The sequence below is a fragment of the Aphanothece hegewaldii CCALA 016 genome (assembly GCF_003007785.1).
Lineage (GTDB): Bacteria > Cyanobacteriota > Cyanobacteriia > Cyanobacteriales > Microcystaceae > Chroococcus > Chroococcus hegewaldii.
This window is the reverse complement of record NZ_PXOH01000027.1, coordinates 1-20,126: the sequence shown is the minus strand read 5'-3', so window position 1 is coordinate 20,126 and position 20,126 is coordinate 1. Positions and strand designations below refer to the sequence as shown.

20 protein-coding genes and 1 riboswitch are annotated in these 20,126 nt (G+C 37.8%); of the genes, 9 read left to right on the top strand and 11 right to left on the bottom strand.

All coding sequences use genetic code 11. The annotated features are described in order from the left end of the window. Positions 1–395: 395 nt before the first annotated feature. The 3 genes from petH (at position 396) to C7H19_RS19085 (ending at position 3,820) form a co-directional block, all read left to right on the top strand. Complete coding sequence (gene petH, locus C7H19_RS19095; protein WP_106458522.1) at positions 396–1,598, top strand: bifunctional rod-capping linker CpcD/ferredoxin--NADP reductase PetH; 1,203 nt, start codon at positions 396–398, stop codon at positions 1,596–1,598. A 564-nt stretch (positions 1,599–2,162) separates the two neighbouring features. Further along, positions 2,163–3,404: a bifunctional ornithine acetyltransferase/N-acetylglutamate synthase gene (gene argJ, locus C7H19_RS19090; RefSeq protein WP_106458521.1), complete on the top strand. Its 1,242-nt coding sequence runs from the start codon at positions 2,163–2,165 to the stop codon at positions 3,402–3,404. A 53-nt stretch (positions 3,405–3,457) separates the two neighbouring features. Beyond that, positions 3,458–3,514: riboswitch (Glutamine riboswitch) on the top strand. A 36-nt stretch (positions 3,515–3,550) separates the two neighbouring features. Then, entirely contained in the window at positions 3,551–3,820 is a 270-nt protein-coding gene (locus C7H19_RS19085; protein ID WP_106458520.1) for a hypothetical protein, read from the top strand. 98 nt (positions 3,821–3,918) lie between these two features. On the opposite strand, the gene C7H19_RS19080 is transcribed toward C7H19_RS19085, so the two are convergent. Then, positions 3,919–4,488: a thylakoid membrane photosystem I accumulation factor gene (locus tag C7H19_RS19080; RefSeq protein WP_106458519.1), complete on the bottom strand. Its 570-nt coding sequence runs from the start codon at positions 4,486–4,488 to the stop codon at positions 3,919–3,921. Between the two features lie 48 nt (positions 4,489–4,536). Between C7H19_RS19080 and C7H19_RS19075 the strand changes: the two genes are divergently transcribed. Then, entirely contained in the window at positions 4,537–5,013 is a 477-nt protein-coding gene (locus C7H19_RS19075; RefSeq protein WP_106458518.1) for a J domain-containing protein, read from the top strand. Between the two features lie 23 nt (positions 5,014–5,036). Then, positions 5,037–5,309, top strand: coding sequence for a DUF3143 domain-containing protein (locus C7H19_RS19070; protein ID WP_106458517.1), 273 nt, complete (start codon positions 5,037–5,039; stop codon positions 5,307–5,309). Positions 5,310–5,342: 33 nt separating this feature from the next. Here C7H19_RS19070 and C7H19_RS19065 read toward each other — a convergent pair whose 3' ends face one another. From C7H19_RS19065 to C7H19_RS19055, 3 genes are all read right to left on the bottom strand, one after another. Further along, entirely contained in the window at positions 5,343–5,687 is a 345-nt protein-coding gene (locus tag C7H19_RS19065; protein WP_106458516.1) for a hypothetical protein, read from the bottom strand. Between the two features lie 137 nt (positions 5,688–5,824). After that, positions 5,825–6,178 carry a hypothetical protein gene (locus C7H19_RS19060; protein WP_106458515.1) on the bottom strand — a complete coding sequence of 118 codons (354 nt, stop codon included), beginning with the start codon at positions 6,176–6,178 and terminating at the stop codon, positions 5,825–5,827. A gap of 114 nt (positions 6,179–6,292) precedes the next feature. After that, positions 6,293–6,880 carry a hypothetical protein gene (locus C7H19_RS19055; protein ID WP_106458514.1) on the bottom strand — a complete coding sequence of 196 codons (588 nt, stop codon included), beginning with the start codon at positions 6,878–6,880 and terminating at the stop codon, positions 6,293–6,295. A 305-nt stretch (positions 6,881–7,185) separates the two neighbouring features. On the opposite strand from C7H19_RS19055, the gene C7H19_RS19050 reads away from it, so the two are divergent. Further along, complete coding sequence (locus C7H19_RS19050; RefSeq protein WP_106458513.1) at positions 7,186–7,830, top strand: calcium-binding protein; 645 nt, start codon at positions 7,186–7,188, stop codon at positions 7,828–7,830. A gap of 90 nt (positions 7,831–7,920) precedes the next feature. Here the strand turns inward: C7H19_RS19050 and C7H19_RS19045 are convergent, their stop codons facing one another. The 3 genes from C7H19_RS19045 to C7H19_RS19035 form a co-directional block, all read right to left on the bottom strand. Next, positions 7,921–8,295, bottom strand: a complete 375-nt coding sequence (locus tag C7H19_RS19045) for a response regulator (protein ID WP_106458512.1) — start codon at positions 8,293–8,295, stop codon at positions 7,921–7,923. A gap of 80 nt (positions 8,296–8,375) precedes the next feature. After that, positions 8,376–9,044: a response regulator transcription factor gene (locus C7H19_RS19040; RefSeq protein ID WP_106458511.1), complete on the bottom strand. Its 669-nt coding sequence runs from the start codon at positions 9,042–9,044 to the stop codon at positions 8,376–8,378. Positions 9,045–9,054: 10 nt separating this feature from the next. Beyond that, the gene (locus tag C7H19_RS19035) at positions 9,055–10,506 is read right to left on the bottom strand and encodes a sensor histidine kinase (RefSeq protein WP_106458510.1); all 1,452 of its coding nucleotides are present in this window, start codon (positions 10,504–10,506) and stop codon (positions 9,055–9,057) included. 343 nt (positions 10,507–10,849) lie between these two features. Between C7H19_RS19035 and C7H19_RS19030 the strand changes: the two genes are divergently transcribed. Further along, a complete protein-coding gene (locus C7H19_RS19030) occupies positions 10,850–13,195 on the top strand; it encodes a heavy metal translocating P-type ATPase (RefSeq protein ID WP_106458550.1) in 2,346 nt (781 codons plus the stop codon). Between the two features lie 115 nt (positions 13,196–13,310). Here C7H19_RS19030 and C7H19_RS19025 read toward each other — a convergent pair whose 3' ends face one another. The 4 genes from C7H19_RS19025 to acnB form a co-directional block, all read right to left on the bottom strand. Continuing rightward, entirely contained in the window at positions 13,311–13,961 is a 651-nt protein-coding gene (locus C7H19_RS19025; protein ID WP_106458509.1) for a Uma2 family endonuclease, read from the bottom strand. Positions 13,962–13,998: 37 nt separating this feature from the next. Next, entirely contained in the window at positions 13,999–14,340 is a 342-nt protein-coding gene (locus C7H19_RS19020) for a XisI protein (protein ID WP_106458508.1), read from the bottom strand. 162 nt (positions 14,341–14,502) lie between these two features. Further along, positions 14,503–15,774 carry a Swt1 family HEPN domain-containing protein gene (locus tag C7H19_RS19015; protein WP_106458507.1) on the bottom strand — a complete coding sequence of 424 codons (1,272 nt, stop codon included), beginning with the start codon at positions 15,772–15,774 and terminating at the stop codon, positions 14,503–14,505. Between the two features lie 174 nt (positions 15,775–15,948). After that, positions 15,949–18,555 carry a bifunctional aconitate hydratase 2/2-methylisocitrate dehydratase gene (gene acnB / locus C7H19_RS19010; RefSeq protein ID WP_106458506.1) on the bottom strand — a complete coding sequence of 869 codons (2,607 nt, stop codon included), beginning with the start codon at positions 18,553–18,555 and terminating at the stop codon, positions 15,949–15,951. Positions 18,556–18,798: 243 nt separating this feature from the next. On the opposite strand from acnB, the gene C7H19_RS19005 reads away from it, so the two are divergent. Together C7H19_RS19005 and C7H19_RS19000 are read left to right on the top strand one after the other, a co-directional pair. Beyond that, on the top strand, positions 18,799–18,990 hold the full coding sequence (locus C7H19_RS19005; protein ID WP_106458505.1) for a hypothetical protein: 192 nt from the start codon (positions 18,799–18,801) through the stop codon (positions 18,988–18,990). 10 nt (positions 18,991–19,000) lie between these two features. Further along, on the top strand, positions 19,001–20,056 hold the full coding sequence (locus C7H19_RS19000) for an RNA-guided endonuclease InsQ/TnpB family protein (protein ID WP_106458504.1): 1,056 nt from the start codon (positions 19,001–19,003) through the stop codon (positions 20,054–20,056). Positions 20,057–20,126 lie beyond the last annotated feature (70 nt).

Sequence of the window (20,126 nt, the reverse complement as noted above, 5' to 3'; positions counted from 1 at the left end):
TTCTTCTTAAAAAAGTGATTTAAAAAAGATTACTTCATGTAATGAATGGATAGCCTTCTGGGTCGTTGACTCAAGTCTAGTAAGTATTTAATACTAGATACTATTCCTAAAATCATACCAGAAGCGTGACTCCCTTACAAGCTTATGATCAGTTAATCTAATCTTTGGTTTGTTACTATGCTAAAGTTTTAGGTGCCTTTAGTAAAGAAAAAATAAAACTGATGCAATTTTAACAGTTTTTGCCGCGAAAGTTTTCTACCTTGATAGGATATCTCAATAGGTCAGATGGTAGAGAGATTGAATTTTCTCTCAATTGCCTGTAGAAGAACTACCAATGGTAGGCTAAACTATGTGGCAATAATTTTGATTTGACTGTCTTTGGGAGTTATAGAAATATGTACAGTACTGGTGCAGTAGAAAACCGTCTATTTGTCTATGAAGTGGTGGGGCTAAGTCAGAAAGGAGTAACGAACGATTCTGTAAACCCAATCCGTCGCAGTGGCAGTGTATTTTTTACTGTTCCTTATCGTCGGATGAATCAGGAGATGCGTCGCATTATCCGTATGGGCGGTCAAATCGTGAGTATTAAACCTCTAAATGGTGATACCCCTTTACAAGTGACAGCTAATCAACTTACTGGAAACAGTCCAGCTTCTGCACAACCGCAAAGTACGGAAAAAACAAACGGTAAAGTTATGACACAAGCGAAAGCCAAAAATACTGATATTCCAGTTAATATCTACCGTCCCAATAAACCTTTTATTGGCAAATGTATTGAAAACTATCCTTTAGTGGCAGAGGGTGGACTTGGTATCGTTCAACACCTCACCTTTGATCTTTCTGAGGGAGATTTACGTTACATAGAAGGACAAAGCATTGGTATTGTTCCCCCTGGAACCGATGCCAACGGGAAACCGCAAAAGCTTAGATTGTATTCGATCGCTTCGACTCGTCATGGGGATCATAAAGATGATAAAACCGTCTCTTTGTGCGTGCGTCAGCTAGAATACAAACACCCCGAATCGGGCGAAACGGTTTACGGTGTTTGCTCGACCTTCCTTTGTAATTTGGGAATTGGTGATGATGTAGCCATTACAGGCCCAGTTGGTAAAGAAATGCTGTTGCCTGAAGAAGAAGACGCGACCATCATCATGTTAGCAACTGGAACAGGGATCGCCCCTTTCCGTGCTTATCTGTGGCGAATGTTTAAAGAACAGCATGAAGATTACAAGTTTAAAGGCTTGGCTTGGCTGATTTTTGGTATTCCTTACACGGCTAATATTCTCTACAAAGATGATTTAGAACAATTAGCCGCCGAATATCCTGATAACTTCCGTCTCACCTACGCCATTAGTCGTGAAGAGAAAAATGCTGAAGGCGGTCGGATGTATATTCAACACCGAGTAGCTGAACACGCCCAAGAATTATGGGACAAGATGCAAAGTCCCAAAACTCATACTTATATGTGTGGTTTAAAAGGCATGGAAGACGGCATCGAAGAGGCATTAGGTTCAATAGCCGCACAAAATGGCATCGCTTGGCCAGATTTCGTCAAACAGATGAAGAAAGAGCATCGTTGGCATGTTGAAACTTACTAATGTTTGAGATGAAAGCTAATCGATTTTAGCTTTTTTCCTCAGAGAACGTCCTTAGCGGCGTTCTTTCCTTTTTCTGTTTTATAAATTCGTTTTATTCAATGATAAATTAAGTATGATTCGCAATTTTTGCAATAATTCTATGCTATTTTTAGATAAAATAATTGACGATGATAAAACTTAAAAATAATTTAAAAAATTGAGAATGAATCCCTTATAAAATAAGCGTGCTACACTTATGGTAGTAGATGCACCCTGATTATCGAGGAGAGTTTGTAATATAGCTCTCCTTTTTTGTTTGTGTCTTCTTTTTTTGTCAACGTTTCATCATCATTGAAAAAATAGAGGATTTGTCTGATCTTATTCATCACTTCAAAAGAACACTCATAAATCCCTCAGAAAATAAGCGTGTTAGACTTAGAACAGTAAATGTACCCTGATGACTCTCTCTATTTAAGATAAATGTGACTGGTATAAGCTCAAATAAGATTTCACCAACAAAAAAATCACTCAATTTCCTTAGACTGATATAATCAGCATTGAGATAACGCTTAAAGGGCTTTTAAGATGGCAGATTGGCAAGTTATAGAAGGCAGTATAACCGCACCCAAAGGATTCAAAGCAGCAGGAATTACAGCAGGTTTAAAACCCTCTGGCTTACCCGATTTAGCCCTCATTTTCTCGGAAACGGAAGCGATCGCCGCCGGAGTCTTTACAACGAGTCAAGTCCGTGCGGCTTGTGTTGATTATTGTCGGTCTAGTCTTCAAAAGAAAGCCAGAGCCAGAGCCATTTTATGTAATGCCGGTCAAGCCAATGCCGCAACGGGAGAACAAGGCAGGCTCGATGCCCTCCGTAGCGCACAAGTTTTAGCCCAAGAACTCAATATCTCTCCTGATTCCATCTTACTCGCCTCTACAGGAGTCATTGGACAACGAATTAAGATGGATATCCTCGAAAAAGGAATCCCCACCCTCGTCGCCGCTTTATCGGAAACTGGAGGCGACACCGCAGCAAGATCGATTATAACCACTGATTTAGTCCCAAAATCTATCGCCCTAGAAACATCCATCGAAGGTCGTCCCGTTAGAATTGGAGGCATAGCTAAAGGTTCGGGGATGATACATCCCAATATGGCGACAATGCTTTCTTTTGTTACCTGTGATGCTGCCGTTTCTACTTCACTATGGCAACAAATGCTTACGAATGCCGCGAACGCTAGTTTTAATCAAATTACGGTTGATGGTGATACCAGTACCAATGATAGTTTAATTGCTTTAGCAAATGGTCAATCTCGAACCGCCGCAATTACCGAAATGAACAAAGACGGGCAAAAACTCGAAGCTATGTTGACCGAAGTGTGTCAGTATTTAGCAAAAGCGATCGCAAGAGACGGCGAAGGCGCGACCTGTTTAGTAGAAGTACAAGTATCTGGTGCTGCCGATGACGAAGATGCCCGCAAGGTTGCTAAAACCATTGTCGGTTCCTCTTTAGTCAAGAGTGCCATTTTTGGACGCGATCCTAACTGGGGTAGAATTGCAGGTGCAGCAGGACGCGCCGGCGTGACATTCCATCAAGAAGATCTAAAGATTAAATTAGGCAATTTTCTAATGATGGAAAATGGTCAACCTTTACCTTTTGATCGCAATGGTGCGAGTAATTATCTAAAACAAGCCGCCGCAGGAGCTTATTTAAAAGAAGATACGGTACTCATTTCCGTTTGTATTGGGAATGGTTCGGGTACGGGTGTCGCCTGGGGCTGTGATTTGAGCTATGACTATGTAAAAATTAATGCGGAATATACTACTTAAACATAGATTGTAATTTCCCAAAAGTTTCTGTATAATATACTACAGAAAGTAAATTCGTTCATCCCTGTTGTGGGGACGGAAGTAGGACGGATTGTCCGAAGGAACGCGCTTCAATGTCTCAAATCTATTGAGTGGAGCGTTTAATTATGGATAATTTACACCGCAATCATCTTGTACTGGTTGATCCTATTTTGAGTAGAAATAGTCAACCGACTATCTGGCGAAAAATTCAAGAGTTTTGGACGGCCTTTGGTTGGGAAAGAAATATGCTATCTCTTGACCCAGAAATTAGACAAGGGGGTCGTAATTGGTGGTATGTTTACGAATCAACGATTAATCAACTTACTTATCTAGAATCTGAACAAGATATAGATATGTGGCTTGAGCAGTCGTTCCGCAATCAGTCTGAGACTTAAATAATACAAGAATAATTAGACTAACAAATTTGTATAAAATGTCTTCAAACAAGAAGAATGTAAGGGTTTGGAAACCAAACCCCTACTAGATCTATTTATTATTGTGGAACTAATTCAGTATTAAACTCATTAAATGAACGTCGCTTTAATGTAGTAGATTCAGTACGAGGGACAAGATTAAAAACCTTTCTGAGAACATCATCGACTTCTTCAAAAGGAACAATACCTTTACCGTTATAAACTGTTTTTCCCTTTTGATCGAGAATGACGGTTTGAGGGACTACGTTGTTATAATAATAACCCGTTTCATTGGGAGCGTAAGAATTTTTAAATGGAATCCCATCAACGTTGACGGGAATAATAATAGCTGCTTTGCCGTAAAATTCTTGCATCCGCGAAACAACGATCGCAAACTGTTTACAATCTCGGCTGTCATCTAAGTAATACACTAAAATAACAGGTGTTTGACTATGGAGTGCATCAGCAAGGCCTACCTTAGACGGAACTAGAGAACCATTTCCCGCATAGACCACATAAATATTACCATCGAAGCGATCGTCATCAATTCCCGCATTCACTGGTGCAACCCCCAAAAGTTGAAAACTTAGAACGAGGGTGATTAAGATCAGTAGAAAAAAATTTAATAAACGTTGAGAGTAAGATTTCATGAGTAACTCAGCTAAAATATTGATTCAATAGAAGAAAGAAAAAATCTTGTGACCCAAGAGCGACCTAACCCACAATCGACTTCTCGCGCCATTCCCCTGTCAACTCGTTTGGCAGATACTTATTATGGCATTTTAGGGGTACATCCGTCTGCCTCTCCTCTCGAAATTCGTCGCGTTTATCGGGAACTGAGTAAGCAGTATCACCCCGATACTACTACATTATCCGCAGCAGTGGCTACAGCCAAGTTTCAACGCCTAAATGAAGCTTATGCCACATTGAGTAATCCTGAGCGTCGATCATTATATGATGTTCGTATAGGCTATTCTCGCGTCAATGTGATTCAAGCTCCACCAGAGTTAAATAAAATGGATCAAGATCGATGGTCTCGTTCCGCTTATCTTGATCCAACCGATCGACCTCTTTCAGGCGGAGAGATTTTTGCTTTATTTATAATGGGAGGTACTCTTGTGGGATGCTTACTATTAGCGATCGCTGTGGCGATTCTACGAGGGGAAACGTTCTAAACTACTATTTTTGAATTAATCTTATGAGTTTTCCGACGGCTGACACCCCTTTATATAATCATCCCTTACCTATCATCGAAAAATGGCTATTAGATTTAGGCTGTACTCAAGATGATCAGAAACTTCATTTTTGGACGGTTGAACGTCCGAATTGGAAAGCTGAACTTTCATTAGATATCGAAGAACTGACGGTTCGTTATCTTGATGCGGCAGAAAATGGTAATGATTTGATTCGATCTTTCAAATATTCTTTGAGTCGCCAAGATGTTGAATCAGCCGTTTTTGGTGGTCCTTAAGCGTATATAAGGAGATTTGTCAATCTCCTCGTGCTAAAATTTTACTTTTGTTCCAAGCCAATCTGTAATGAGTTGGGGACAATTTTTCTTAAACCAATACAAAGCTACTACTCTAAAAGCAGGCCGAGTTAATTTAGCGATCCATTTCATCATCCGATTTAAAGGACGTGTTGAAAATTTTTTATTAATTAAATTAATTGAACCGACATCATACAAACAATCCAAAATTTTTTTAACTGTAACTTCTTCGCGTTCGACTAACTGTTCTAGAAGCAGTAAAACATCCTTCATTCTCTCTTGTTTAAGACGTTCTTCTTCAGTGATAGCAGAAACGACTAGGGGAAAGTTAGCTGGATTGTCTTTTCGGGAAGTTAACATATGGGATAAGCGAGTAACACAATAAGCGAGCGCTATAAATTCTAGCTTGAGAAACGAAGATTTAGGTAAAGATTGTCAAGCAGAAAAGACAAACGCAGTTAAAACAGCCTCTTTTTGGTTACTTTCCCCGACTAAGTTCAATACAGTCGTTTTACCCCTGAAGGTGGAATACTGCGGACTCTTTGTATATTAAGATCTCTGTTAATAGTTTGTCCCCCTCCACGACGATAAAAACGAAAAGGATCATCTTGTCTGTAACAATCGTCACTATTAATGTTAATAATTACATTTCCCCCAGACGGTCTGTAATAATCTGAGTTGTTTCGGTAATACGATCGTCTGTTATTGTAATAAGAGCGACCTGTAACATCGGAATTAAAGTCTCGAATCACCGTAATGTTAGAAGAACGAGCATTTTGAGCTTGTGTCACGGGAGCGACTCCCAAACTCAACAGACCAATACATAATAATAAAATATTTGATTTATTCATAATAACTCCATGTAATGAGCATTACTTACGAGAGCGTCTTCCAATTAAACCAGAAATATTTTGATATTTTTACTCAGTTGAATGATCAACTAATTCTAATCTTATTTTAACAAGTTAAACCTTAATCGAACTAGGTTTATTAACCGCCGCGATAATCCGATGACAACCAGATTCAGGTTTAGCCCACTGATAGATATATTCCTTTGGATTGCCCCAACATAGACCCAAGTATATATCAGTTTGAGCCGCATCAATCTCCGCCCATTCTGCTTGTTGAATCATCTCATCGATCATATTTTGAGAAATCGGAAACCGACTATCAACTGCTAACCAAAAATTCATATTTTGCGTCATTTCGCGCCAAAATGAAAGAATAGACTCTTTAGCCGCCATTAAAATTTCTTTATCACCCGAAACAGCAATTAATTGATTATGAATTTCAGGAAACTGTATCTTTTGATTGCCAAAAGTGCAAACTCGCCAAATCACACCAGATACATTATATTCACGTTGATACTCATGAATTTGACGACGAAAATCTTGATAAGCAAAAACCTTACCCACCTTCTCTAAGTCTAACGCTTTGGCTAGTACGGGATTATCAATCCGATTGGCACAATTCAAAAGAATACGTTTTCCATTACACGTAGCCCGCATTTCTGTTTCGAGAATATTAATCAGTTGTTGCGTCGTGTAAATCATAGCTCAAAAGCCATTTAACAGGGTTTTACTAACATCAGTGTACACAGAATTTTTAGCTTTGATCACAATTGCTTACAGTTTTCCTTTTATAGCGATCGCAAAATAAATCATGTTTTCATGAAAGATTTCTCATCCTTGTTTCATTCTCATTTCACTTGCGCCTATCAAACTAATAATTAAAGCAAAGTTCGGCATGACTCTGGTTAAAGAAGTGAATACAGTTTACTAAAAACTCAATTTTTCTTTACCTCATCTTAATTTTGCGCTTAAACAAGTTCAAAAGCATTTGCAAAGAGTAAAAGGATATGACACAGATTTTAGGTAATGAAAGCGATAACTTTCTCATTGGTAACTTAACCGTAGCCACTAATGAGACGATTAAAGCCTTTGCAGGTAATGATACACTAGAGGGGATAGGTGGTAGAGACACCCTCCTCGGTGGTAAGGATGACGATTATTTGTTTGGGGGTGTGGGTAACGATTTGTTGTCAGGAGATGGCGACTCCATTACGCGTAACAGCAATGGTAGTTATAGCCTAAACAGTAATGCAGATAAGGGTAATGACGTTCTCATTGGTGGCAAAGGGACAGATATTCTGGTAGGATGGGGTGATGATACCCTTGTTGGGGGTGGACCCAATCGTTATAGTTCCCAGTTGATTAGTAATTTAGGAAATGATCCCTTTGCGACTTCAATTACCCCAGATGGACAAAGAGACACTTTTGTCGCGTTAAATAAGGATCAAGTTGACTATACACTAACGATCGCTGATTATGAAGTTGGTATTGATCGTATTGATCTCAGAGCTTTTGGAGTAACCAGCGTTAATGGTTTTGAGGAAATTCAGGATAAAGGTAGCTTTTTTGAACTTAAAACGCCCACTGTTGGACAAGCGGAACTCGTATTAAGAATTAATGCCGATCCTTCTACTTTAACTTATATTGCTTAAATTGCCTGATACCAATTTTTTAGTTGTAGAAGACATCATCATGTAGAGACGGGGTATATCGCGTCTCTACCTTAGTGCAAATAAACTGTTTTATTCGTTTTCAAAATTGCGAGATGTATGATTCTTTAAATACTTACGAATTTTTTCTAACAAATTTTGGAAGCGAAAAGGTTTAATTATATAATCTTGAATTGGATAGGATTGCGGATCAATGTCATCACGAGCAGTTACAACAATGACAGGCATTAATTTTCCTTGATGGCGAAGCTCTTGTAAAACAGTCCAACCGTCCTTGATGGGTAAGCCTAAATCGAGCAATAATAAATCAAAATTTTGACGATAAGACAATTCTAACGCCTGTTCCCCATCAGTTGCGATCGCTGTATTATATCCATTCTTTCGCAATCCTTTTTCTAAAAAAGCAGCAATTCGAGCCTCATCCTCGACAATCAAAATCCAACTCATGAGAATTTTTTCTGATAACTAGCCAATATTAACCTATCAAGACAGAATAAATTGATTATAAAAATTAGATGAGACTTTTCTTAGGATTTCCAACGATACCCCATTCCTCTAACCGTTTCAATCAAATCACTACCGACTTTTTTTCGGAGATAACCGACGTAAACATCGACAATATTTGAGCCAGGATCGTAGTTATATCCCCAGACATGATCTAACAGTTGCTCACGGCTTAAAATTTGACCTTGATGACGAACTAAAGTTTCTAAAAGCACAAATTCTCGCGCTGATAAATCAATATTTTTTTCTTTAAAAAACACTTGACGATTTCGTAAATTTATGGTAATATTTTCATCTACTAAAAGCATTTCGTCTTTGGGTAAAGAGTTTTGATGATTTCGCAAACGTAAACGAACTCTGGCTAATAGTTCCTCAAAACGAAAAGGTTTAGTGACATAATCATCAGCCCCCCCTTCAAGTCCAGCTAGTTTGTTTTCGATATCATCTCGTGCCGTCAAAATAATGATGGGGAGTTCTGCACCTTGTCCTCGTAATTCTTCTAAAACAGTTAAACCGTCTTTACCCGGAAGTCCTAAATCTAATAAAAGTAGATCAAAATTGCCGCTTAATGCCATATCGATCGCATGATCGGCTCGCTCTGCAATTGTTATGATAAAACCACTAGCTCGTAAGCCTTTTTCTAAAAAAGCAGCGATCCGAGATTCATCTTCAGCAATGAGAATACGAGTCATTTTTCCTCTTTTAAAACGATTTTAAAGGTAAAACTAATGTAAATGTTGAACCTATACCAGGTTCGCTCTCTAATTCAACGTAACCGTTATGAGCGATCGCAATTGCTTTAACGATCGATAATCCTAAACCTGAACCATCACAATGAGGACGACTGAAACTACCACGAGCAAAACGCTCAAAAATTCTTTGTTGATCGGCTTTTTGAATACCCTCTCCAGTATCACTAACCCATAGACAAAGATAGTTATCTTTGACTAAAGAACCTAAAGTAATGGTGTCTGTTTCAAGAGTATGTTGAGTCGCATTAACCGCTAAATTCATTATCGCCTGTGTGATCCGTTGACGATCAATTTTGATTAAACCTCGTCCTTTTGCTTCTAGTTGCCAATTACGGGGGGCAATAGCGATCGCTTTATGGTAAAGTTCTTGGGTCAACACATAAATATCTAGGATTTCCAGTTGTAAAAAGTCTGATCGCTCTGATTTGGCCAAAATCAGTAAATCATTGACTAAACGACTCATGCGATCAAGTTCATCGATAACTAATTCTATTGTTTCTTGCTGCTCTATAGGATCATCTCCTATTAATTCTAAATGACCTCGAATAATCGTAATCGGGGTTCGTAATTCATGCCCTGCATCATTAATCAAAGCTCGTTGACTGACTAATGCAACTTGTAAGCGTTCTAACATTGCATTAAACGTTTCTGCTAATTCTGCCATTTCTCCAGTGCCTTTGACTGGAATTCGTTGAGTTAAATCAATTTCATTAATAGATCGAGCAGTGGCGATCAGGTTTCGCAAAGGGGCTAAAATTTTACCTGAAGCGATCCAAGCTAAAATAAACGCTAATCCTAAAACTGTCAATAAAACTTTAATTACAACACTAACAATATCAGTCGCTTCGGCAATTTCTCCTGCTGTGGTATGAGCAACGACATACATCCCCCTGACTTGTCCATTAATGGTCACAGGATAACAATGATAGAGAATATTACCAATACTTGGATCATTTGTTTGAAATACGCCATCTTCATGTTGTGTCATTTTTGCCCAACGCATCATCAATTCTGAATCTTCTTGTAGCGGTTTCGGTTTTGCTCTTGGACTAGAGTTATAAAACTTACCATCGATCATCGTAATAAAAAACGTATCATCTTCCGGAATATAGCGAAGTAAAAACTTTTGAAAAATATTGGCTAGTTCAATTTTATTTTTTGGTTCATTCTGTTGTTTAATAAAGCTGTCAAAGTATTTTATATCTTTGTTTAAATCTCCTTGTACCCTTGTTTCTACTTGATTTAAAGCCAATTGAGAAAAAATTGGAATCGAGAAAACGATAAAACCCGTCATTAGTGCTGTATAGCAAACCAGAATTCGAGTTCGAGCTTCCCATAAAAAACCACGATGTTGAACGAAAGGATTAAGAATTGCTGTTTTATTTCTAAACTTGTCAGTCATAGTCAACTTTGTTGTTTTTCTAGTCCTAAATTTCTCCAATAATTATTTTATTTATCAGGTAGACTTTATGCGTATTCGAGCGATATTTAAAGCGTAAACATAAAAGAACGGGATGTCAGTCCTCTAAAAAAGGGAAAAAAGTAGAATAATTTCTTCTTTTGATTATTGCTCATTGATTAAAATTAATAATATCTATCAAGAGATATAAATTATATTTCCTGATTAATCACTCGTTGTGGGGAAATTTCTTCAAAAACTGAAAAGTGAGTCAGAGGTAGTAGTATCGCAAGGATCTGGAATTCGCACTTGTTATCATGAGAAAAGGAATTTAACTAAACCCTCTATGATTCAATCGCCTGAAAAAACAACCGTACAACAGAACTTAAAAACAGCTACACTCGATGTTAAAGGGATGAAGTGTGCAGGTTGTGTAAGCGCTGTCGAAAAACAATTAACCCAAAATACGGGCGTAACTTCAGCTTGTGTTAATCTCGTTACAGAAGTCGCGGTTGTTGAATATATCCCCGAAGTTGTTCAACCCGAAAACTTAGCCGAAAAACTTACCTTACTTGGTTTTCCCTCTCAACCTCGCATTAGTCAAACCATTGAGCAATTAAGCCAAAAATCCACACAAAAGCGAGAAATTGAACAAAAAGAGCAAATTTGGGGTTTAGTTGTTGCTCTCATGTTACTTTTTTTCTCGACACTAGGACATTTGGAGCATAGCGGGGGTCCGAGTATTCCTGTTCTAAATTATATTGGCTTTCATTGGGCTTTAGCGACACTGGCTCTATTTATTCCAGGTCGTCCTATTTTAGTCGATGGTTGGCGCGGTTTGTGGCACAAAATGCCCAATATGAATACTTTAGTCGCTTTAGGGACTGGAAGTGCTTATTTAACGAGTTGCATTGCTTTAGTATTTCCTCAACTGGGTTGGGAATGCTTTTTCGATGAACCGGTGATGTTATTAGGTTTTATTTTACTCGGTCGTACCTTAGAATCAAAGGCAAGAAGTCGCGCATCTGTCGCATTAGAAGCCTTAGTCGCTTTACAGCCTCCCATTGCTTATTTAATTGGTAATCCTCATAGTTTAGAGCAAGCTGGTATCGTTATTCCCGTTGAACAAGTGAGAGTCGGTGAATGTTTGAAGGTTTTGCCTGGTGAGAAAATACCGGTTGATGGAAAAGTGATTAATGGACAAACGACGGTTGATGAATCTTTATTAACGGGTGAGTCGATGCCTGTAGTCAAGCAATTTGGGGAAAATGTGACGGCAGGAAGTTTGAATTTATCTGGTGCGATCGCAATTCAAGCCACCCGAATCGGTTCTGATACGACTCTAGCAAAAATTATCGCTTCTGTCGAAGAGGCACAAACTCGCAAAGCCCCAGTACAAAAATTAGTCGATACCGTTGCGGGTTATTTTGCTTACTCAGTGATTACTTTTGCGACTCTAACCTTTTTGTTTTGGTATTTTATCGGTGTCAAGCTATTTCCTTGGGTTTTAACCAGTATGGAAATGAGTCACGAGATGGGGATGATGATGACACCTTCTCCGATGATCTTAAGTTTAAAGCTTGCGATCGCAGTTTTGGTGATTGCTTGTCCTTGTGCATTGGGTTTAGCGACTCCTACCGCGCTGTTAGTGGGTACGGGAATCGGTGCAGAACGGGGTATTTTAATTAAAGGTGGCGATATTTTAGAAAAAGTTTATCGTTTGCAAACAATTGTTTTTGATAAAACGGGTACACTCACTGTAGGACATCCTCAAGTTACTGATTGTATTAGCTTGACAGAATTGACAAATGATGCGTTATTACAATTGGCGGCAACGGTAGAAAGCGGTACGACTCATCCTTTAGCGACTGCGATACTCGATGCAATACAAGAAAAAGAATTACCTCTTTTATCTGGAAATGATTATCAGACAGAATCTGGGTTTGGGGTATCAGCAAATATTGCAGGAAAACGGGTTTTATTGGGAAATGAGGCATGGTTAACCACTCAAGGGTTAATTTTGCCAGAAAATATCTCCAATACGGTTGAACCGCTTTTAATGGCGGGTAAAACGGTGGTTTATCTGGCTAGTAATGATCAGTTGCTTGGTATGATTGCTTTACAAGATCAATTACGTCCTGATGCACTCTCTACGGTTAGACAATTGAAAGAATTAGGATTAGAGGTTATTTTAGTTACAGGCGATCATGACGTGATTGCTCAAGCCATTGCTAAACAACTTGAAATTACTCAAGTTTATGCAAATATTCGTCCACAGCAAAAAGCAGAATTAATTAAATCGTTCCAGAATAATTCTTTAGTTGCTATGGTGGGAGATGGGATTAATGATGCTCCTGCTTTAGCTCAAGCTGATATCGGTATTGCTTTAAAAGGGGGAACAGAAGTAGCATTAGAAACAGCAGGAATTGTTTTAATGAGCGATCGATTATTAGATGTTGTAGAATCAATTCGATTAAGTTTGGGAACTTTTAACAAAATTCGTCAGAATCTATTCTGGGCTTTAGGATATAATATTCTCGTGATTCCCATTGCTGCTGGTCTTTTACTTCCTCGATTTGGTTTTGCTTTGAGTCCTGCTGTTGCGGGTGCTTTTATGGCTTTTAGTTCAGTTACAGTCGTTACCAACTCTTTATTATTGCGTCGTCAGTTTTCTAATTTTAAAATTGAGTGATCTTAGTTTTATCTAATCAAGCCACTTTATTTTCTACTCAATCTGCCATCAATTTTATCTTTAAATTTATCTAAATTAAGAAGAGGGTTTGGAGACCAAACCCCTACATTTATCTTCAAAAATTTTTATTAAATTGTTCTTTGACCCAGTTTCTAAAATTTTTCATTGTTTTATTTCTTCCTGTACTTTTCACCATTTCTAAATACTGTGGAATAATATCTTTAAGAGGTAGATTAGGAAAATGAGGACTAAAATCTATCTCGGTATAATGTCCATTTTGTAACACATTAATCTGTAATTTTCTTTTTTCAAATCTCCACAATTCAGGAACACCTAAGTTTGCATAAATCTCCCGATGTGTTCGAGATGTTACATCAATTTCTAAAGCTAAATCTGGCGGTGGATCTACTGTTAAATCTATTTTATCTTTTCCTCTAACTTTTGCTTCATTTTCAATATAAAAACAGTTATCGGCTTCAATTCCTTCTTGCATTAATTCATTTTTAAAAGTAGTTGAACCAAGAGAATAGAACTCAATGTCTAATTCTTCAAGAAGTGCTTTAATTAAATCTCCAATAATTTCTTTATTACTTTCATGTTCTGGTAGAGGTGTCATAATTTCTAAACGATGATTACAATAAGCAATTTTAGCAGCCCGATGTTCTCCTAACTCATTTAAAATCTGTTCAAATTCTGACCAAGACACATCTTTTAAATATACTTTTTGTCCTGGTATAATATCAAATCTTTTTAATTCTAATAACATTTTAACCACCCTATCATTAAATACAACTTAAATTCAATTAAGCAATAGCAAAATCAGTATACTTACGATCTTCTGGAGGATGAAAAGCCAAAACAATATCACTAGCAGGAACATTTAATTTTAGTAACTCATTAGCAATTCCTTCTTCTGTCCAATCTTCTTCGATCCAAATCTTGTTATCTTTGATTCTAATATGAACTTGAGTATTCTTAGTTCTCTTTTTACCTTGCCAACCTAAATCTATCCACATATAATGATCATGCTTTTCATCAAAAACTAAACAACTTTCACTGTTCTGATTTGATGAACCTGAAACCCATTCATGATAGTCTGTTAAAATATTCTGAATTAATTTTCGATAATTTACAAGTTTATCCATTGCCTAATTTCCTCCTTTTCTAGAGCGACTACAATTAGATTAAATAAGTTCAATATACCGCCATGAAATGAATTTCACGGCTCAAAGCTAAAGTCCGTTTCAACGGACTAAAACCTATATAGTGAATCGGTTTTATCCGATTTTAGCTATAAGACAGAGAATTTATTCTCTGGCAGACTCTGAAAGTTTTATAGCTTTTGTTGGTCTATCTCCTTTAGGATTCTTGACATCATATAATTCTATTTTACCTTTATCTGCTAAAATATTAATGACAGTATACGAAGTATTAACAGCATACCCTAGGGAAGCTAATATATTTTTTACAAAAAAACCTAAACCTACAAACTTTTTATATTCTTCTTCAGTGTTCTTTAAGTGTTTTATAACTTCTTCTTCTGTTATAGTTTTACTCTTGTAAATTTGAAGATGATCTTCCTCCGAATACCCGTTAAAATTGTTTTCCTTTTTACTTTCATTTATTTCGTTAAAATGAATTTTTGATTGATTAGCTTCAGCTACCTCAATCGCTATTTTAATTGACTCTTTCTCGGCAATGTTAAAAACAACTTTATCTATTTTTTCATCAGCGTTATTAATAATAATTTTTAATTCTTTACATAATTCAAGAGTATCATCTAAATCTTTTTGTGTAAATAAATAATTATGAGCTACTTTATTTCTTATTTCAAAACATCGTTTCCATTTTTTTTCAAAATACTGACGCTCAAAATAGTCTTTAAAATATTTTGAATAGTTACCTTGAATTTCACTTTTTAATTCTTCTAAACTAGATGCTTGATTAACTCTTTGTATTATATCTTCTATCTTGCCAAATGCAGTTTTTTGTTGACATATAATTTCACCCAGTTCATTAAAATCAATTAGTTCAACATTAGCATTTATAATTTTTGATTTGGTAAAAGTTTCTTCATTATCAATTCTAATCTTAGCTTTATCTTTAACTGTATTTGGAACAGTAATATCCCACCAGTTAAGACCAATTTTTGTTGTAAAAAATTTAACTACATATCTTCTCAATAAATTTTCTACTTCATTTAAAAAAGGATAAATCTTAACAGCTATTTCTTTAGACACCTCGTCATTTAAAATTCTTAAATGATTAAAACCGATTTTTCTTAAATCATTTAAAAGTTTTAATCTTAGAGGCTCTAGACTATTTAAGTCGCCTTCAACTGTTAAGATAAAAGCAGAGGAGAATAAATCACTAACTAAACTTGTAGTATCTAGTTGTTGAATATACCATTTTACATTTTTGGCTTCATCTAAAAAGTAATTATCTTTTTTTTGTGGTTGACCATCCCATAGTTGTTCATTATAGGCCAAAGCACTAATAAATTTATCTTCTTTACTAAATTCGACTTTACCATTTTGATCAATACACAAAACTTCAAACTTAACAACTTCAGAACTCATAAAGTTAATATTAGTTTTAATTGCTAGTCAAGGTAAGTAAAATGACTTTGAAAGTCATTTTACTTACCTTGTTTTCTTTTCCTAGAATTCCCAATTTATCGACAAAACTAACATCAAATCCGAAAATATTAGTAGATAAAAGCCCCCTACCTTTTAGGGAAGGGGGTTGGGGGGTTAGGTCGTACCGACGGGCATACCTAAAATATCCTCAATTTGGGGCATTTCATCAAGAGGAATAACACGACCTTCATCTTCAAAATTAGCAATTTGATCGAAGTTAAGATAACGGTATAAATTATCCTCAAAAGGCTTAATTTTTTCCGCAACAATTGATAAATATTCCTCTACAGTTGGAATTTTTCCAAGTAATGCACAAACTGCCGCTAGTTCCGCAGAACCGAGGTAAACTCGTGCATCTTTCCCCATGCGGTTGTTAAAATTACGAGTAGAAGTAGAGAATACTGTCGCACCATCGGGGACTCGCGCTTGGTTGCCCATACACAGAGAACAGCCTGGCATTTCAGTTCTTGCACCCGATGCAGCAAATACACCGTATACGCCTTCTTCCCGTAACTGTTGTTCATCCATGCGAGTTGGAGGACATATCCAGAGTCTCGCTTTGGTTTGCCCGACACCTTCTAAAACCTTAGCCGCAGCGCGATAGTGTCCAATATTGGTCATACAAGAACCAATAAAGACCTCATCAATTCTATCACCTGCACACTCTGAGAGTAGTTTAATGTTATCGGGGTCATTGGGTGCAGCGACTATAGGTTCTTTAATATTATTCAGGTTAACTTCAATAATATCCGCATACTCAGCATCTGTATCCGCTTCCATCAGAATAGGATTAGCTAACCATTGTTCCATTTTAGCGACACGGCGTAGAATGGTTCTAGCATCTGAATAACCTCTTGCAACCATATTCTTCAACAGAGCAACATTAGAACGCAAATACTCAGCCACCGTATCGGTACTCAGTTTTATTGTACTTCCCGCGCAAGACCGTTCCGCCGTTGCATCGGTTAATTCAAATGCTTGTTCTACTTTTAAGTCGGGTAAACCTTCCATCTCCATAATGCGACCATTGAAGACGTTTATTTTATTTGATTTTGCGACAGTCAGTTTACCTTCAAGCATGGCAATATAGGGAATAGCATTCACAATATCCCGTAGTGTAACTCCCGGTTGTAATTCTCCCGTAAATCTGACTAAAACTGATTCTGGCATATCGAGGGGCATCACGCCTAATGCTGCGGCAAATGCGACTAAACCTGAACCTGCTGGAAAAGAGATACCCAAGGGAAAACGAGTATGAGAGTCGCCACCTGTACCCACCGTATCGGGTAACAGCATTCGGTTTAACCATGAATGAATGATACCGTCACCTGGGCGTAAGGCAACACCCGCACGTGTCGAGAAAAAGTCGGGTAATTCGTGGTGTGTTTTAATATCTACAGGTTTAGGATAAGCTGCGGTATGACAAAAACTCTGCATCACTAAGTCCGCATTAAACCCAAGACAAGCGAGTTCTTTTAATTCGTCTCGCGTCATGGGGCCTGTGGTATCCTGAGAGCCGACTGTGGTCATGATGGGGTCGCAAGATGTACCCGGACGTACCCCAATTAAACCGCAAGCCTTCCCGACCATTTTTTGCGCCAATGTGAAGCCTTTTCCAGTGTCTTCGGGCATGATGGGACGGGCAAAGAGATCACTCGTCGAGAGTGCTAATGTTTGGCGAACTCTGTCGGTTAAACCACGTCCAATGAGTAGAGGAATACGACCACCTGCGCGGACTTCATCTAAGATAGTGACAGGTTTTAGTTCAAAGGTGGAAATAACTTCCCCTGCTTCGTTAGTGATTTTACCTTCATAAAGATAAATTGTGATCACATCCCCTGTATTCATTGTAGTAACATCACATTCGATGGGTAATGCGCCAGAGTCTTCGGCTGTATTAAAGAAAATGGGGGCAATTTTTCCGCCTAGAATATAGCCGCCTGAGCGTTTATTGGGAATAAAGGGGATATCTTCGCCAATATGCCATAAAACGGAGTTAATAGCGGATTTACGCGATGAACCTGTTCCGACAACATCACCCACATATGCTACAGGATATCCTTTTTGTTTGAGTTGTGCGATCGTCTCTAGTCCCCCAGGCATCCTGCTTTCTAACATATAGGTTGCGTGTAGGGGTATATCAGGACGACTGGTAGCCTGTGGTGCGGGGGATAAGTCATCGGTGTTGGTTTCACCAGGTACTTTGAAAACAGTAACAGTAATTTCTTTTTTGACTTTCGGTTTACTAATAAACCATTCTCCGCTTGCCCATGCGTCTAAAACTTGTTTCGCATACGGGTTAGTATCCGATAATTCTACAATTTCATTATATACATCAAAAACTAATAGGGTTTTACTTAAAGCTGATGCAGCAGTAGCAGCAATATTTGTATCTCTCGATTTTAGTAATTCGACTAAAGAATGTACGTTATACCCACCGACCATTGTACCTAATAAACTGACTGCACCTTGCGCCGAAATAATGGGAGTAGTTATATTTCCTTTTGCGACACCTGTGAGGAAACCTGCTTTAACGTAAGCTGCTTCATCTACTCCGGGGGGAACTCTATCTCGTAATAATTCTAACAATTCGCCTTTGAGTTCTTCGGGCGGATTTTTCAACATTTCGCAAAGTTCGGAAGTTTGTTGAGCGTTTAAAGGTAAAGGAGGAATGCCGAGTTTAGCTCTTTCTTCGACGTGTTGACGGTATTCTTCTAACATTTTGATGTGTTTCTCCTGATGGTTGCGCTGATGATTAGTCTAGTCGAATGACGAATGGCGGAAGGGTATCTATTGCTACCTTGAGTCATGCAGTGGAAATAAGTATAAGTTCACTCGCTGCTCTATTTAATCATGTTCTGTGTAATGTTAAGGAAGGATGACAAGGGTTTAGCTTTATTTATATTGTAGTCGTTATGAGTTTGTTTGATATTATAATCAGTACATACAGTTTCTTTGATTTTGATGGCAAAACTTTCTCCTGAAACTACAGAAATTATCAATCAACTTCGACAACAACTGACAGACATTATTAATGACGCAACAGCCGCAGAGTTCACTATCTTCGAGCGTCATCGAAAAAAAATGGGTCCTTTACCCCTAGGTTTACCTAGGCTTTACTTTTTAATTATACCATCTTCACAAAATATGTGCTAAAATGTGAAGCATGGAAAAAAGCTTTAATTACCGATTTTACCCAACACCCGAACAAGAGTCGCTTTTGCGACGTACATTAGGTTGCGTGAGATTGGTTTATAACAAAGCTCTCCATAAAAGAACTCAGGCTTGGTACGAAAAACAAGAAAGAGTAGGATACAACCAAACGTCTTCGATGTTGACTAACTGGAAAAAACAAGAAGAATTAAGTTTTTTAAATGAAGTTAGCTGTGTCCCTTTGCAACAAGGGTTGAGACATTTACAAACTGCTTTTACTAATTTCTTTGTTGGTCGTGCTAAGTACCCTAATTTCAAGAAAAAACATACTGGAGGAAGTGCAGAGTTTACCAAATCAGCCTTCAAATGGAAAGACAGACAAATCTATTTAGCGAAATGCTCGGAACCCTTACCAATTCGATGGTCTAGACAAATTCCTATGGGGTGTGAGCTTCGTCTCGTAACAGTCAGATTGCATCCTTCAGGTCGTTGGCATATATCAATTAGATTTGATGATTTGACTGTTAAACCCCTAAGAACTATCGACAAAAAAATCGGGATTGACTTAGGAATTAGCAGTCTGCTAGTTACGAGTGACGGAGACAAAATTGCCAATCCCAAGCATCTGACACAACACTACCGTCGATTGCGTCAAGCACAAAAAAGTCTAAGAAGAAAACAGAAAGGCTCTAAAAATCGAGATAAAGCGAGAATCAAAGTAGCTAGGATTCACGCTCAAATTACCGATACGAGAAAAGACCATTTACACAAGCTAACAACTCAACTGGTTCGTGAAAACCAAACGATAGTAGTTGAGGATTTAGCGGTAAAAAACATGGTCAAGAACCACAAGTTGGCTCAATCTATATCTGACGCTAGTTGGGGTGAAATTACTCGTCAATTAGAATATAAATGTCGTTGGTACGGGAGAAATTACATCGAAATAGATAGATGGTTTCCTAGCTCTAAGCGATGTAGTATTTGTGGTCACATCAATCCTGCAATGCCGTTAAAAGTCCGAGAATGGGATTGCCCTGATTGTGGAACCCACCACGACAGAGATAAGTAGCTATGTAAAATTAATTGTATATTTTTCTCCAAAATATTTGAGAATGTTTTCCACAGCTTCCACTAAAGTT